This is a genomic window from Corynebacterium sp. 335C, assembly GCF_053525695.1.
The window spans coordinates 880,546-894,462 of record NZ_JASTTB010000001.1 but is presented as its reverse complement, the minus strand read 5'-3'; the positions used below and the strand labels follow the sequence as shown (position 1 = coordinate 894,462).

14 protein-coding genes are annotated in these 13,917 nt (G+C 72.7%); 6 read left to right on the top strand and 8 right to left on the bottom strand.

Going from position 1 to position 13,917, the window contains the following annotated elements:
- Positions 1-18 precede the first annotated feature (18 nt).
- Both QQS41_RS03765 and QQS41_RS03760 read left to right on the top strand, forming a co-directional pair.
- Positions 19-441: an acyl-CoA thioesterase gene (locus tag QQS41_RS03765; protein WP_448851341.1), complete on the top strand. Its 423-nt coding sequence runs from the start codon at positions 19-21 to the stop codon at positions 439-441.
- Positions 434-1,201, top strand: a complete 768-nt coding sequence (locus QQS41_RS03760; RefSeq protein ID WP_448851340.1) for a hypothetical protein — start codon at positions 434-436, stop codon at positions 1,199-1,201. The genes QQS41_RS03765 and QQS41_RS03760 overlap by 8 nt, the downstream gene beginning before the upstream one ends.
- 55 nt (positions 1,202-1,256) lie before the next feature.
- On the opposite strand, the gene QQS41_RS03755 is transcribed toward QQS41_RS03760, so the two are convergent.
- Both QQS41_RS03755 and pepN read right to left on the bottom strand, forming a co-directional pair.
- A complete protein-coding gene (locus tag QQS41_RS03755; protein ID WP_448851339.1) occupies positions 1,257-1,652 on the bottom strand; it encodes a globin in 396 nt (131 codons plus the stop codon).
- 120 nt (positions 1,653-1,772) lie between these two features.
- Entirely contained in the window at positions 1,773-4,415 is a 2,643-nt protein-coding gene (gene pepN / locus QQS41_RS03750) for an aminopeptidase N (RefSeq protein WP_448851338.1), read from the bottom strand.
- A 260-nt stretch (positions 4,416-4,675) separates the two neighbouring features.
- On the opposite strand from pepN, the gene QQS41_RS03745 reads away from it, so the two are divergent.
- The 3 genes from QQS41_RS03745 to QQS41_RS03735 all read left to right on the top strand — a co-directional run bounded on the left by QQS41_RS03745 (position 4,676) and on the right by QQS41_RS03735 (position 6,418).
- Positions 4,676-5,155 carry an SMI1/KNR4 family protein gene (locus QQS41_RS03745; RefSeq protein ID WP_448851337.1) on the top strand — a complete coding sequence of 160 codons (480 nt, stop codon included), beginning with the start codon at positions 4,676-4,678 and terminating at the stop codon, positions 5,153-5,155.
- Positions 5,156-5,326: 171 nt separating this feature from the next.
- On the top strand, positions 5,327-5,965 hold the full coding sequence (locus QQS41_RS03740) for a mycothiol-dependent nitroreductase Rv2466c family protein (protein WP_448851965.1): 639 nt from the start codon (positions 5,327-5,329) through the stop codon (positions 5,963-5,965).
- Between the two features lie 153 nt (positions 5,966-6,118).
- Positions 6,119-6,418: a GNAT family N-acetyltransferase gene (locus QQS41_RS03735; RefSeq protein ID WP_448851336.1), complete on the top strand. Its 300-nt coding sequence runs from the start codon at positions 6,119-6,121 to the stop codon at positions 6,416-6,418.
- 129 nt (positions 6,419-6,547) lie between these two features.
- Here the strand turns inward: QQS41_RS03735 and QQS41_RS03730 are convergent, their stop codons facing one another.
- The 4 genes from QQS41_RS03730 to QQS41_RS03715 form a co-directional block, all read right to left on the bottom strand.
- The gene (locus QQS41_RS03730) at positions 6,548-6,889 is read right to left on the bottom strand and encodes a hypothetical protein (RefSeq protein ID WP_448851335.1); all 342 of its coding nucleotides are present in this window, start codon (positions 6,887-6,889) and stop codon (positions 6,548-6,550) included.
- A 293-nt stretch (positions 6,890-7,182) separates the two neighbouring features.
- Positions 7,183-7,755, bottom strand: coding sequence for an MmpS family transport accessory protein (locus QQS41_RS03725; protein WP_448851334.1), 573 nt, complete (start codon positions 7,753-7,755; stop codon positions 7,183-7,185).
- A gap of 464 nt (positions 7,756-8,219) precedes the next feature.
- Positions 8,220-9,575, bottom strand: coding sequence for a TIGR04053 family radical SAM/SPASM domain-containing protein (locus QQS41_RS03720; RefSeq protein WP_448851333.1), 1,356 nt, complete (start codon positions 9,573-9,575; stop codon positions 8,220-8,222).
- 253 nt (positions 9,576-9,828) lie between these two features.
- Complete coding sequence (locus QQS41_RS03715) at positions 9,829-10,482, bottom strand: Ltp family lipoprotein (protein ID WP_448851332.1); 654 nt, start codon at positions 10,480-10,482, stop codon at positions 9,829-9,831.
- Between the two features lie 262 nt (positions 10,483-10,744).
- Here QQS41_RS03715 and QQS41_RS03710 point away from each other — a divergent pair, with 262 nt between their 5' ends.
- On the top strand, positions 10,745-11,215 hold the full coding sequence (locus QQS41_RS03710; protein WP_448851331.1) for a ribose-5-phosphate isomerase: 471 nt from the start codon (positions 10,745-10,747) through the stop codon (positions 11,213-11,215).
- An 87-nt stretch (positions 11,216-11,302) separates the two neighbouring features.
- On the opposite strand, the gene QQS41_RS03705 is transcribed toward QQS41_RS03710, so the two are convergent.
- Both QQS41_RS03705 and QQS41_RS03700 read right to left on the bottom strand, forming a co-directional pair.
- Positions 11,303-12,670, bottom strand: coding sequence for a sodium/glutamate symporter (locus QQS41_RS03705; RefSeq protein ID WP_448851330.1), 1,368 nt, complete (start codon positions 12,668-12,670; stop codon positions 11,303-11,305).
- Positions 12,671-12,946: 276 nt separating this feature from the next.
- Positions 12,947-13,702 (bottom strand): DUF1542 domain-containing protein, encoded by a 756-nt coding sequence (locus QQS41_RS03700; RefSeq protein ID WP_448851964.1) that lies wholly within the window; start codon positions 13,700-13,702, stop codon positions 12,947-12,949.
- Positions 13,703-13,917: the final 215 nt, after the last annotated feature.

Below are 13,917 nucleotides of genomic sequence, written 5' to 3'. Positions count from 1 at the left end.
CCTGCAGGAGGAACCCCGATGTCCCGAACGACCCCGTTCCGCGTTACGGTCCCCGTCCGCTGGACGGACTTCGACCGCTACGGCCACGCCAACAACGCCGTCTTCCTGGAGTACGCCCAGGAGGGCCGCCGGGTCCTGGTGGAGGAGCGCCTCGCCGGGCAGGGCTTCCCGCCGTCGGTCGTCCGCCACGTCGAGATCGACTACCTGCGCCCGGTGCTGCCGGACACGCGGGAGGTCCACGTCGACACGGAGATCACGGCGATGGGCCGCACCTCCTACACGCTGCGGCAGACGGTGCTGGACCAGCACGAGAACGTCACCGCCGTCGTCACCCTGGTCATGGTCGTCGTCGACCGCGACCACGCCAGCCCGCTGGAGCTGACGCCCGCCAACCGCAAGGCGCTGGCGCCGTTCGCGTCGGGGGAGGCCGCCGGTGAATGAGGAGCTGACGCTGCCCGGAGGCGCCCGCGGCCCCGCCGCCCGCAACCTCCGCGCGCTGACGCAGCGCGCCGTCGCGATGGACGCCAACGCGCTGCTGCGGGTGCATCCGCGTGACGACGGCGCCCGCTGCGACGTCTGGACCACGACCCCCTTCGATCCGGTCGGGGTGCGGGCGCTCGACGTGACGCCGTCGCGGCCGGACATGGCGGTCCGCGCGGCGACGGTGCTGTCCGCGCTGACGGCCGACGCGGAGTCCGGCTCCGCCGACGACCGGGGCGACGTGGTGCTGCGGTGCGGCGGCGCGGCCGATGCGTCGTGGCCGGGGGCGCTGCCGCCGACCGGCGGCTACCGGGCCGTCGACGTCGTCCCCGCCGCGGTGCTGCGCGACCTGGAGGCCCGCGCCCGCGGCGTCGCGGCGGAGGAGTCGGGGCCGATGGGCCTGCCGCCGTCGCTGCTGGACCAGGAGGTCCTCACCGTCTCCGTCGGCGACGAGCCGGGGGAGGGCGACGACGCGGACGAGTCGTCCGCCGGCGCGCCCGCAGCCGCGAACGCCGGCGAGGACGCAGCCGCGAACGCCGGCGAGACCGCCGCCGTGACCATGCGCGAGGTCTTCGCCCTGTGCGGCCTGGGCTTCATCCCCGCCGAGCCCACGGAGGACGAGCCGGTGCGCGTGTCCGTCCGCGGCCGGCACCTGCGCATCGACGGCCGCTTCGGATCGGTCTTCGCGTCCGCCGGCATCGGCGGCGTCCTGCCGCTGTAGGTCCCGCCCGGTGTCCCGCCGGGCGGCCTGCAGCGGGATCCGGTTCCGCCGCCCGTCAGCCCGGTCGGTTGATCATGAAGTCGGCGACGCGGACCATGTGGTCCCAGATCGCCGCGCGGTGCGCGTCGTCAAGCTCCGACTGCGGAATCTCCGCGAGCGACGCGGACATGAGCTCCAGCCAGCGGTCGCGGGCGGCGGAGTCGATGGCGAAGGGCATGTGACGCATCCGCAGGCGCGGGTGGCCGCGCTGCTCCGAGTAGTCCTTCGGCCCGCCCCAGTACTGCTCCAGGAAGCCGCGGAGGCGCTCCTCCGCGCCCTCCCAGTCGTCGGCCGGGTACATGGGGCCGAGGATGTCGTCCTCGCGCACGCGCCGGTAGAAGCCCGCGACCATGCGGTCGAAGGTCTCCGGGCCGACCTCGTTGTAGAAATCGCTGTACTGGGGGCTGGTCATGCCCCCAGGGTACGTGCCGGCGCCCCGGCCTCCCCGCGGGGTGCGGGGACGCCGGGGCGCCGGGGGAGGGGACGGGGCGCAATCGGGCGACCAGGCTGCGGCCCGGCGACCGGGGCGCGCCTACTCCGCGTCGACGGCGCGGTTGCGCAGCGCGCGGGCGACCTGGTCGGCCTGCTCGGACAGGATGCGGCGCACCGCGCCCGGGGTGGCGTCGTCGTCGGCGAGCGCGCGGGCCCGGTCGACGATGGCCTGGTCGATCTCCCACGAGGGGAACAGGCCCTCCAGCAGGTTGGCGGCGGTCTCGGAGGAGAACGCGTCCCACCAGCCCAGGGCCTCGTCGAAGTAGCGGTCCGTGAAGCCGGCGCCGGCGAGGAGCTCCGCGGAGCCCGGGGCGGTGAAGCCGGCGAGCATGTGGCGGGCCTGGAGGTTGCTGACGGCGTCGGCGCCGGTGGCGGTCAGGCCCTCCCAGACCTCAGCCTTCTTCTCCGCGAAAGGGCGGGCGGCGCGGGCCTTCGCGGCGAACTGGCGGCCGGCGGCGGACTTGTCGGCCGCCTCGGCCGCATCGATGGCGTCGTCGCCGAGCTCGCCGGCGGCGACCAGGACGGTGAGGGCGCGCCACGTCATCTCCTCGTCGACCGCCAGGCCCGCCAGGCCCGCGGTCGCCGGGTGGCCGGCGTGGATGGAGCGGAACGCGTCGAGGATCGCGGGGGAGGTGCCGCCGGCCGGCAGCATCGCCAGGGCCTTGACGTAGGACAGCTGCGCGTCGGAGCCCGGCTCCGCCGCCCGCGCCGACGCCAGCAGGCCGGTGGCCAGCGACGGGATGCCGGTGGCCTTCGCCCAGTCCGCGTCGGCGTACAGCACGGCCGCCTGCACGGCCTGCGCGAGCACGCGCTCCAGCACCGCCACCTGGTCCTCGGCGGTGGAGCCGCGCAGCACCAGGTCCATGAAGTCGCGGGCGCGCATGCGGCCGCCGCGGGTCATCTGCCACGCCGCCGACCACGCCAGGGTGCGCGGCATCGGGTCGCGGAAGGCGCCGATGTGGCCGACGACGGTCTCCAGGGAGCGCTCGTCGAGGCCCATGAGGCAGTAGGTGAGGTCGTCGTCGTTGACCAGGACGACGTCGCCGGCCTGCAGGCCGACCAGCGCCGGCACGTCGGTGAGCTCGCCGGTGACGTCGATCTCCTCGCGGGCGACGCGCACCAGCGCCTCGCCCTCGCCGACGCCGCGCAGCTCGTAGACGCCGACGGCCACGCGGTGGTCGCGCAGCTCGCCGGCACCCGGCTCGGCGCCCTCCTGGCGGATGCGGAAGGAGGAGTAGCGGCCCTCGTCGTCACGCTCGAACTCGGGGGTGAGGGTGTTGATGCCCGTCGTCGTCAGCCACTGCCCGGCCCACCCGGACAGGTCGCGGCCGGAGGTCTCCGACATCGCGGCGAGCAGGTCGTCGAAGGTGGCGTTGGCGAAGCGGTGGCGGGCGAAGTGCAGGCGGGCGCCGGCGAGGAACGCCTCCTCGCCGACGTAGGCGACCAGCTGCTTCAGGACGCTGGCGCCCTTGGCGTAGGTGATGCCGTCGAAGTTCTGCTCGACGGTGTCGATGTCGCCGGCGTCGGCGGCGATGGGGTGCGTCGACGGCAGCTGGTCCTGCTGGTAGGCCCACGCCTTCTCGACGTTGCAGAACGTCGCCCACGCGCGGGAGTACTCGGAGACCTCCACCTGCGCCGCCGCGGCGGTCCAGGTGGCGAAGGACTCGTTGAGCCACAGGTCGTCCCACCACTCCATGGTCACCAGGTCGCCGAACCACATGTGCGCCATCTCGTGGAGGATGGTGTCGTTGCGGCGCTCGTACAGGTAGCCGGTGGTGCGGGAGCGGAACAGGTACTCGTCGCGGATGGTGACGCAGCCGGCGTTCTCCATCGCGCCCATGTTGTACTCCGGGCAGAAGATCTGGTCGTACTTGCCGAAGGGGTAGGGCTCGCCGAAGTGGCGGGCGTAGAAGTCGAAGCCCTCCTTCGTCTCCCGGAACAGCACGTCGGCGTCGAGGTGCTCCTTCAGGGACTGGCGGCAGAACAGGCCCAGCGGGATGGTCAGCTCGCCGTCGGGCTGGTGCTCGCGCGGGGTCTCCGGGTGCGGGGCGATCGCGCCGGACCACTCGTCGCGCACCTCGTGCCAGGGGCCGGCGCAGAAGGCGACGAGGTACGTCGACAGCGGCACGCCGACGCGGAAGCGGTGGACGCGGGCGCCGTCGCCGGCGTCCTCCACCTCGGGCTCGGAGTTGGAGACGACGGTCCACGCCGCCGGGGCGGTGACGGCCATGTCGTAGGTGGCCTTGAGGTCGGGCTGGTCGAAGCAGGCGAAGACGCGCTTGGCGTCGGCGGTCTCGAACTGGGAGTACAGGTACGTCTCGTCGTCGGCCGGGTCGGTGAAGCGGTGGATGCCCTGGCCGATGGTGGTGTAGCGGCAGTCGGCGTCGACGACGACCTCGTGGTCGCCGGCGGTGAGCTCCAGCGCGATGCCCCGGTCGGAGTCGTAGGCCGCCGCCTCGGTGGCGTCCTCGCCGTCGACGGTGACGGAGCGGACGTCGGCGTCGCGCAGGTCCAGGAACGTCGACCCGTCGCGCCGGGCGGTCAGCGACACGGTGGTGACGGAGCGGAACGTCTCCGCCCCGTCGCCGGCGCCGGTGAAGTCGAGGTCGATGCCGTAGTTGCGGACCTCGAGCAGGTCGGCGCGGGCGCGCGCCTCGTCGCGGGTCAGGTTCTTCGAGCTCACGTGGGGTCTCCTTCGTTCGTCGGGCGCGTGCGGGGGGCCGCCGCCGCGGTCGGCGGCGGCGGGCCCGGCGGGGCGCCGGGTGCCTCCGCCCCAGGGTAGCGGCGCGGCGTCGCGCGGGGTGCGGTGGTGCGGCCGGGTGCGGGTGCGCGCGTCGCCGCGCGTGTCGCGTGACGACGGCACCCGCCCCGGCTGGTGCCGCGGTACGCGCGGCTCCGGATTCACCCTTGCGGAACGTTGCCCGGGGAAATTAGATCGGCGCCATGAGCATCGCGCAGTCGTGGCGCGCCATCGCGGCCGCCGTCCCGTCCACCCGTCCGCCGGCGTCCGAGGCGGACGTCGACAGGATCGAGGAGGTGATCGGCGCCGCCCTGCCCGACGACGTGCGGGAGTCCCTGCTGCTCCACGACGGCGTGCCGGAGGGCGACATGTTCGACGCCCTCGGCGACGACAACCCCGAGGACGTCTACGAGGTCCCGATGGGCTGCGACCGCATCATCGCGGAATGGGAGGCGCTCGCCGGGTTGCGCGACGGCGGCGACATCGACGACGACATGTGGCTTCCACGCTTCGTGCCGCTGGCCGACGGCGGCGCCGGCGACTTCATCGCCGTCGACGTGGAGACCGGCCGGCTGCGCTACCTCGACAGCGAGGTCGGGCACGAGGAGTCCGCCTGGCCGACGTGGAGCGAGTATCTGGCGGCGGCGGCCCGCGCCGTCGGGTCGGGGCCCCGGGTGCGGTGACGGTCCTCCCGGCCCGTCCCGCCGTCGCCGGCTCCGTCCGCCGCATCGTCGAAGCCGTCGGGGAGGGGGGCGAAGCGGTGATAAGCCCCACAAAACATGACGTGACAACTATTGGTGATCGTTGATAGGGTCGAACCCGGAAAACGAACTCCGATGAAAGGACTCCCCGTCATGGCCACCCGCGAGCAGGTCACCTTCTGGTTCGACGTCTCCTGCCCCTTCTGCTGGATCACCTCCCGCTGGATCCGCGAGGTCGAGCAGGTCCGCGACATCGACGTCCGCTGGCAGCCGATGTCCCTCTCCGTCCTGAACCAGGGCCGCGACGAGCTGCCGGAGGAGTACAAGGAGCTCATGCGCTCCAACTGGGCGCCGGCCCGCGTCTTCACCGCCGTCGCGAAGAACGACGGCGAGGACAAGCTCGACGACCTGTACACCATCATGGGCACGAAGATTCACAACGAGGGGCCGGTCAACCGCGAGGGCATCGAGCCGGAGCACGTCTACGACGACATCATCAGGGCCTCCCTCGCCGAGGCCGGCCTGCCGGCCGAGCGCTTCGACGTCGCCCACTCGGAGGAGTACGACGAGGACCTGCGCGCCTACCACCAGGGCGCGATGGACGCGGTCGGCGACGAGGTCGGCACGCCCGTCGTCAAGCTCGGCGAGACCGCCTTCTTCGGCCCGGTGCTGACCCGCATCCCGCGCGGCGAGGAGGCCGGGAAGATCTTCGACGGCGCCGTCGCCTTGGGCTCCTACCCGCACTTCTTCGAGCTGAAGCGCTCCCGCACCGAGAGCCCCGAGTTCAAATAGTGCCCCCCACCTGCGAAGACCGGACTAGCCGGCCCCCTCCGCGCCGCCGCCACCGCCTCCCGTCCCGCACTGGTCCCGCACCTCACCAAACGCCCGCGCGGCTAGGGTCGGGGCCACGTCCCCGAACCTTCCCTCAACGAAAGGATGCACGACATGACCGACGACATCCGCACCGAGGTCCGCGACGACGCGGAGAACGACTGCTTCGTCCTCCTGGTCGACGGCGAGCACGCCGGGCTCATCGACTATGTCCGCGGCAACGGCGTCCGCAACCTCACCCACACCGAGGTCGACGACGCGTACCAGGGCAAGGGCCTGTCGAAGGTACTCATCAAGGAGGCCCTCGACCAGTCCATCGCCGCCGGCGACACCATCATCCCGACGTGCCCGGCCATCGACGGCTTCGTCGAGAAGAACCGCGACGCCTACGGCCCGCACCTCGCGCCGCGCTGATCCGCCTCCCGCACGTCGCGCATCGCGTGCGTGACGGCGGGACCCGCGCGGCCCGCATGACGACGCCCCGGCCGGAAATCCGGCCGGGGCGTCGGCCCGCGCGGAGGACGCGCCTATCCGATTGCGCGCCTATCCGATGAGGTAGAGGCCGACCAGGACGAACAGCACCACGACGGGGCCGAGCACCCGCCACATCCGATCGGCGGGCTCCGGCGGCGCCTGGGGGACGAGGCTGTCGCGGACGATCGCGTCGTCCGGGCCGAGCATCGCGAGGAGCTCCCGCCGGTGCCGCTCGTCGTCCATCCACGCCTTCAGCGCCCGCTTGTCGTCGGAGCGGCGCTTCAGCGTCCATCCGCAGCCGAGCAGGGCGCCGATGCCCAGCAGGATGAAGCCGATGAACTGCTCCGTGCCCTCGGCGGGGGAGGCGCCGAAAATCCAGGCCGCGCCGCAGATGACGCCGATCCAGAGCATGACGGTGCTCGCGGTGCCGGGCCTCCGGATTCCGCCGCAGGCCGGAGCGATCGGCTCCGTGGGACGGGGCTCCTGCGGTACGGCCGGCACGGGGGAGGGCGCCGGCGCATAGGGATCCGGATACTGGTCGAAACGCGGATTGGCGTCGAGGAACGGGTATCCGCCCGCGCCCGCGTGGGGCGCCTGCTGTTCGGGCATCGTCTTTTCCATTCGGCCCCGGGGAACCGGGGCTGCCGTGAACCGGAAGGGGACGCGGGGCCCGGGCGCGGGACCTCCCGCGCCCGGGCCCGGTGCTACTTGGTGTCCTCGCCGACGAAGTCGGCGGAGCAGGTGGCGGTGGCGAATTCGCCGGTCGCCGTGTTCTCGGACAGGACCTCGCCGTTTTCGAGGATGCGGCAGGTGATGGACCCGGTGGAGCCGGGGCCGTTGGTGACGGACAGCTGGGCTCCCCAGAATCCGGAGACGGTCACGTCCTTCGACCAGCCGGCGTTCAGGCCGGTGTCCTGGACGGAGTTCGTCTCGCCGACGTTGTAGATGGCGGTCGCGTCGACCGCCTCCCCGTCGATCTGGTAGGTCACCGTGTGCTCGGCGTTCATCTCCTTGTCGACCTCGTTCACCGCGGTGCCGAGCCCCACCGCGCATCCGCCGATGACCAGGATGAACAGGGCGACCAGGATCAGCGGGATCAGGCAGCCGGGCTTCTTGTACCAGGGCTTCTCCGGCTTCTGGACGTAGACCACCTGGGGCTGCTGCTGGCCGCCGCCGTAGGCGGGGCCTCCGGCATTGGCGGGGTTGCCGGGGCCTCCGGCGTTGCCGTACGGGTTCGCGTCGCCGTTCGGCATGGGGGGATGGTTGTTGTCGGTCATGATGCCCTTTCGCGAGCAGGTGGACGGAATGCCGTCCATTACGTCGGTTGCGGAATCGAATGGGTTGCGCGCTGCGGAGCCCACTGCCCCTTACTTCGGGGTGATCCGGAAGGATCGGAGTGACGAACACGGGGCGGGGCCGCCCCGTGGGCGACGGTCCGCGGTCCGGGGCATTCGGTCCTCGTGACTCACCGGACGCTTGCCTCGTGGGCGGGCCATGCCCCGGAGGTTAACGACGGGGCCGACATCGCCTGCCCGTCGTCCGTCGCATTTCCGGCCAGGTGTTCGAAAGCCCCGTTGGGGCACCCTGCGGGGGCGCCCGGACTTCCGCGGCCGACCCCCTCGCGCACGCGAAAACCCGCCGCGGCCCCCGCCCCGGGGGAGGGGCGGGAGCTGCGGCGGGTGACGTCGTCACGTATCGCGCGGTGACGCGGGCTCGCACCGGCGGCCGGTGCGCGGAACTCCTACGCGGCGGGGTCGTGGGTGCGGCGGTGCGGCGTCGGCAGGTGCACCGGGCCGTCGCCGTCGTCGGCGACCTCGGGGGCGTCGACGCGGCCCTGCGCGGCGGTGAGCCCCGCGGCCGTCAGCGAATCACCGGAGTTCAGCAGGGCCAGGGCGTCGCGGTCGACGCCCGGGTCGTCCGCGGCGACCTCGCCGGCGGCGCGCATCTCCGCCCACCGCGGCGGGATGTACGCGCACGTCGGATCGGAGGCGCGGTAGTCGCCCGTCATCGCGTAGGCGGTGGAGCGTGAGCCTCCGCACACGCCGTGGAACTCGCACACCGCGCACTTGCCGTGCCAGTGGTCGGGGTCGCGCAGCGCCTTGAACACGGGGGACTCGGCGTAGATGTCGCGGAAGTGCGTCCGCTTCACGTTGCCGCAGTGCATCGGCAGGAAGCCGTTCGGGTAGACGTCGCCGACGTGGTCGATGAACGCGAAGCCGGAGCCGGAGTTCACCGCCATCGGCGGCCGTGGCGGGCGCGGCTTCTCCGGGTGGGCGCCCAGCAGCTTCGTCGTCTCCGCGGTCAGCCAGCGGTAGAGCTCGCCGCCCTCGTAGCCCGGGCGGCCCTCCTCCTTCGCCTTCCGGCGCTGCAGGACGACGCGGCGGTACTGCGGCGCCTCCGTCGTCTTGATGGCGATGCGGTCGGCGATGTCCGCCAGCCAGTTGAGGACGTCCTCGCGCTGCGCCGGGGTCAGGGCGCCGAGGTCCGCGCCGCGGCCGGTCGGGACGAGGAAGAAGACGTACCACATCTTCGCGCCCATCTCGATGACCTGCTTCAGCAGCGACGGCGCCTCGTGGATGTTGCCGGAGGTGAGGGTGGTGTTGATCTGCAGGCGGAAGCCGGCGCCGGTGATGTTCGGCGCCATCGCCACGGTCTTCTCGAAGGTGCCGCTGAAGCCGCGGAAGCGGTCGTGCGTCGCCGCCGTCGCCCCGTCGAGGGACATGGACATGGCCTTGCCGCCCAGCTCGTGCAGGCGGGCGACGCGCTCCGCCGTCAGCTTAGGCGTCACGGACGGCGACAGGGACACGTTGAGGCCCTTGCCTGTGGCGTACTCGACCAGCTCCTCCAGATCGTCGCGCTCGAACGGGTCGCCGCCGGTGAACACGACCAGCGGCAGCGGCCGCTCGTATGACGCCAGCTGGTCGATGAGGTCCTTGCCCTGCTCCGTGGTCAGCTGGTCCGGGTGCGGCTCGTGCTGGGCGTCGGCGCGGCAGTGCCGGCACACCAGGCCGCAGGCGCGCGTCACCTCCCAGATGACGATGAACGGCTTCTCGTTGATGTCGTGCCGCACGGTGCGGACTGCCGGCCTGTGGTTCATGTGCTTCGACCTCGTCATCGGGTGCGCCCCCGGGGCGCCTGCTCACCCCAGGAGCATACCCCCGAAAACGGCAAAACGCCTGGTCAGGTAACCCTTACGTGACGACGGTCACCGCCCGCCCGGGCCGCCCGTTCCCACATTCGCGGGGGCGCCCCGCCACGGGTCGGGGGTGGCGGGGCGGTGCGGCGGGGTGCGGCCCGGCCGCGGCGGCCGGACGCGCGGAGGGTCCGCGCCGCGGCCGGGAGCCGGACGGCTACAGGTTGTCCATCGCGTACTGCGCCTCCGCCTCCGTGAACTGCTCGCCGTACGGCGACGTCAGCTGCTCGCGGATCTGCGCCGGCGACATCGCCATCTGGTCCTGGTAGATCCGGGCCTTCTCCAGGGCGTTGCGGTTCCAGTCCGTCTCGACGTTGTCGACGGCGTACTGCGCCGCCTCCGCGCTGAACTGGCCGCCGTACTCCGACGTCAGCTGCTCGTACAGCCCCGCCATCGACATGTGCATCTGGTTGGCGTACACGTCCGCCTGCCGCAGGGCGTTGCGGAACTCCACCGGCACATCGCCCTCCGCCGGGGCGGGATCGGCGGCCGGCGCGGCGGCGCCGGCGGCGGGATCGGCCGCGGGGACGGCGGCCGCACCCGCATCGGCCTCGGCGTCCGCCGCGCCCGCGTCCGCGGCGGGCGCGGTCTCCGCCGGTGCGACGGCGGCCGGGGGTGCCTCGGCCCCCGTGGCCCCCGTCGTCGCCGTGTCGCCCGCGTCCAGGCAGGCTCCTGCGGCGCCCAGCACGACGACGGCCGGGACGGCGACCTTCCAGGTGCGCCACCACGGCTTCCCCGGGCCGCGCCGGACGTCGGCGCGCGGGCTGTCCTGGTGGGCGGCGTAGGTGGCGTGGGTGGTGTCCGCGTTCATGGCGGTGTCCTTTCGGGGATGCGGGCGGGTCGCCCGCGGTATCGGGTCCCGGGCCGGGGAGGGGGTTCTCCTCCGCCCCTCCCGGGGTTGCGCCCGCACCGTGTCGCCCGGCCCGACATCGCCTTATCGGGTGAACGAACAATGTTTCGAACGTAAATCCGACGACTTTCCAGTCCGCCCACGGGCCCGGCCCCCTCTGCGGCCGCCCCCGCCCGGACTCGCCGCGGCCGCCCCCGGCCCTCTCGTCGCTATGCTGTCGTTCATGCGCATCTACCTTGGAGCTGACCACGCCGGATTCGAGATGAAGAACCTCATCAAGGCCCACCTCGAGGAGGCGGGCCACGAGGTCGTCGACTGCGGCGCCCACGAGTACGACCCGGCCGACGACTACCCGGCCTTCTGCATCGAGGCCGCCTCCCGCACCGTCAACGATCCGGGCTCGCTCGGCATCGTCCTCGGCGGCTCCGGCAACGGCGAGCAGATCGCCGCCAACAAGGTCAAGGGCGCCCGCTGCGCCCTCGCGTGGTCCGTCGAGACCGCGAAGCTCGCCCGCGAGCACAACAACGCCCAGCTCATCGGCCTCGGCGGCCGCATGCACTCCGAGGAGGAGGCGCTGGCCATCGTCGACGCCTTCGTCTCCCAGCCGTGGTCCGAGGAGGAGCGCCACCAGCGCCGCATCGACATCCTCGCCGAGTACGAGAAGACGGGCATCGCCCCGGAGCTGCCGGCCTAGCGGCCGCGGCCGCCTCCCCGCGCCGCGGGGGAGCGTGACGACGAAGGAGGGGCGCCCCGGCCACGATGGCCGGGGCGCCCCTCGTCGTCACGCGTCGGCGGGCTTCACCTCCTGCGACGGCGGCCGCGGATGCACCCACCCGAGCGCCCACGCCATGCCGAACACGATGACCGCGCCGACCGTCGCCCCGGCGCCCAGCCACAGCGTCAGGCCGCCGAGGATGACGATGGGCGCAAGGATCGCCATGACGATCTCGAACGGGGCGAAGCCGATGTATGCCACGCCGAACTCCTCCATCGTCCCCGTCTCCAGCTTCGGGTCGACGATCTTCAGCAGCGCGACGCCCATCGCGACGGACGCCGTCGTCCAGCCCCAGCCGAACATCGCCCGCTCCAGCCACGGGTCGCGGAACATCATCGGCGCGACGACGAAGAACATCAGCAGGCAGAACACCAGGCCCAGGGCGAACAGGATGAGCAGCGGCACGATGTAGCCGCCCACGATCGACGGGACGATCGACGCGATGCCGTAGGCGACCAGGAAGTCCGTCGCCGCGCCGGAGATCGACCCCGACAGCTCCTTGTCCAGGTAATTCGGCGCCTTCACGGCCTTCAGCACGCCGACGAAGAGCAGGCCCACGAGGAACGCGCCGGCGAACAGCGGGATGTCCAGGCCCGGGACCGTCTCGGAGATCCAGCCCGTCGTCACGTGCGCGACGAAGACCGTCAGCAGGATCGCCGCCGCATGCAGCGCGATCGGCTCGATGGACGTCGGGCTCGTCGTGGCCCGGCCCACCGACGGGCGGTCGCCCGGCATGGAGATGAGGCCCGTGCGCATCTCCCGCGGCAGCTTCGCGCCGCCCGGCAGCACCGACGTCCGGCCCGTCATCGACCCCCACTTCGACAGGATGATGCCGCCGACGATGGCGACGAGCATGCCCACCGACGCCGACGTGAAGCCCAGCGACATCGCGACGTCCGCGTCGCCGCCCTCCAGCGAGCCGCCGACCGCGGCGGCCACGCCGAAGCCGCCGACGAAGCCGACCGGCAGCATCAGGCCCAGCCAGTCCGGCGTGCCGAACAGCGGCGCCAGCAGCAGGACGCCGATGAGCGCGAAGATGCCCCACTGCGCCAGGTACATGCCGACGGAGTACGACCACATCGTGCGGGCGCCCTTCTTCACCTTCCCTCCGCCCAGATCCATGCTGAACGGCAGCGCGCCGAAGACGACGGCGATGAGGATGGTGGAGTAGACGCCCATCTGGTCGCTGAACGGGATGACGCCCAGCACCGACGGGCCCAGGATGAGGCCCAGCAGGCCGGCGGTCATCGGCGCCGGGATCATCAGCGTCTGCATCAGCGGGACGAAGCGGCGCAGCAGATTGCCGACGATGAGCAGCAGCGCCATCCAGCCGACGTCGGTCAACAGCGTGTACGGGTCGAAGTGCCCGGCCATGCGGTCCTTTCCGCGGGCCGCGCGCCCTCCCGCGGGCGGCGCCCGGGGTCGCCGGCGCCCCGCTGGGTGGGGGTCCTGAACGGTTCCTGAGTAAAAACCGTTCATGACGTTACGACATCCGGGCCGGTCCGCGGGACGGTGAATCCGGGACCCACCCCGAACGGGCGTGACGACGAAGGAGGGGCGCCCCGGCCGCGATGGCCGGGGCGCCCCTCGTCGTCACGCGCGGGCGATGCGCGCGGATGCGGTGCGCGGGAGATGATCCTCGGGCGGGGCCTAGAAGTCGAAGCCCCCGTCGAAGAAGCCGCCGTCCCCGCCGTCGCCGCCGAAGAAGCCGCCGTCGAAGAACCCGCCGTCGTCGCCGCCGGCGTCGCCCATGTCCCCGGCGTCGCCCGCGTCGCCGGCATCCTCGGCGCCGGCGTCCCCTGCGTCGCCCTCGCCGCCCTCGGCGGCCGCCAGGCCGTCCTCGTAGCCCTCGCCGTAGCCGTTCTCGAAGCCCTCGGCGCCGTAGCCGACGCCCGCCATGCCGTTGAACAGCATGGAGAACATCATGACCGAGCCGACGGTCCACATGCCCGTGGCCAGGGCGCCCGCCCACCAGGGCTGGGAGTACCAGCCGGCGGGGACGGGGCGGCCGGCGACGCGGCCGCCCGGGTAGTAGTTCGGCGTCTCCTCCGACGCGGTCGGGGAGGCGGTGATGGTCTGGCCCTCGTGCTCGATGGTGCGCTTCTCCGTCACCTTGCCGGCCGAGGCCTGGCCCTCCAGCGGCGGCAGCGCCGGGCCGGCGGGCATGCCCATGATCTCGCGGGCGGCGTTGACGTAGTGCAGGCCCTCCAGCGCGGACTCGCGCGCCAGCTTCGCCTGCTTCACCGTCGACGCCGTCGAAATCTGCGACGAGGCGGCGTTGTAGCGCTCGGAGGCGTCGGCCATCGCCTGCGTCGACGCGGCGTCGGTGCCGGAGATGGACAGGACCTGGGAGCCGAGGCGCTCGATCCAGCGCCGGGCGTCGGCGGTGGCGTCCTCGAGCTCCATCTGGCCGCGCTGCTCCACGGCCTTGTTCTGTTTGCCCTGCAGGTACTTGACCACCATGATGCCGAGCACCAGGGCGAGGGCGATGAGCAGGAAGCCTTCCATGGGGAGGGGCACGTCCTTCCGGTCGTTGGCGGTGGGCGTCCGCGGCCGCGGGGTCCGCGGGTGCCGGGCGGGCCTCCGGGGTCCGGGGCCCGCCGCGTTCGTCGTCTGCAGAT

Coding starts and splice junctions, on each gene's coding strand:
- QQS41_RS03765 (WP_448851341.1), top strand. CDS start 19: ATGTCCCGAACGACCCCGTTCCGCGTTACGGTCCCCGTCCGCTGGACG.
- QQS41_RS03755 (WP_448851339.1), bottom strand. CDS start 1,652: ATGACCAGCCCCCAGTACAGCGATTTCTACAACGAGGTCGGCCCGGAG.
- QQS41_RS03745 (WP_448851337.1), top strand. CDS start 4,676: ATGAGCATCGCGCAGTCGTGGCGCGCCATCGCGGCCGCCGTCCCGTCC.
- QQS41_RS03740 (WP_448851965.1), top strand. CDS start 5,327: ATGGCCACCCGCGAGCAGGTCACCTTCTGGTTCGACGTCTCCTGCCCC.
- QQS41_RS03735 (WP_448851336.1), top strand. CDS start 6,119: ATGACCGACGACATCCGCACCGAGGTCCGCGACGACGCGGAGAACGAC.
- QQS41_RS03730 (WP_448851335.1), bottom strand. CDS start 6,889: ATGCTCTGGATCGGCGTCATCTGCGGCGCGGCCTGGATTTTCGGCGCC.
- QQS41_RS03725 (WP_448851334.1), bottom strand. CDS start 7,755: ATGACCGACAACAACCATCCCCCCATGCCGAACGGCGACGCGAACCCG.
- QQS41_RS03720 (WP_448851333.1), bottom strand. CDS start 9,575: ATGAACCACAGGCCGGCAGTCCGCACCGTGCGGCACGACATCAACGAG.
- QQS41_RS03715 (WP_448851332.1), bottom strand. CDS start 10,482: ATGAACGCGGACACCACCCACGCCACCTACGCCGCCCACCAGGACAGC.
- QQS41_RS03710 (WP_448851331.1), top strand. CDS start 10,745: ATGCGCATCTACCTTGGAGCTGACCACGCCGGATTCGAGATGAAGAAC.
- QQS41_RS03705 (WP_448851330.1), bottom strand. CDS start 12,670: ATGGCCGGGCACTTCGACCCGTACACGCTGTTGACCGACGTCGGCTGG.
- QQS41_RS03700 (WP_448851964.1), bottom strand. CDS start 13,702: ATGGAGCTCGAGGACGCCACCGCCGACGCCCGGCGCTGGATCGAGCGC.